The 232-nt window shown below is 58.6% G+C and carries 1 protein-coding gene; it reads right to left on the minus strand.

Translation table 11 applies throughout. The features are described from left to right. Positions 1-3: 3 nt before the first annotated feature. The coding region (locus SB751_RS35690; RefSeq protein ID WP_410749694.1) for a DUF3592 domain-containing protein at positions 4-232 on the minus strand (229 nt) is incomplete at its 5' end.

A 232-nucleotide genomic window follows, 5' to 3' on the forward strand; every position in this document is an offset into this window, starting at 1 on the left:
GGGTTAACTCGCTCCCACAAAGTCCGCTATCAGAGGCAAGGGCCGGCAAAGGCTCGCGCCCCACAGCGGGCCTCGGTCATTGATGATCGCGGTCGTAGCGGGTGCTTCAGGGCGATACAACGCGTTAACCCGGTCGCCTATGGCGTAGCCGAAGATCAACCCATTTTCGGAGTTCCTGATCATTCTGCCCGTGACGTCCCTAAATTCGATTTGTGGATGATCGCCGCGCGTT

Origin of the sequence: Cupriavidus sp. SIMBA_020 (assembly GCF_046535395.1) — a bacterium.
Taxonomy (GTDB): Bacteria; Pseudomonadota; Gammaproteobacteria; order Burkholderiales; family Burkholderiaceae; genus Cupriavidus; species Cupriavidus campinensis.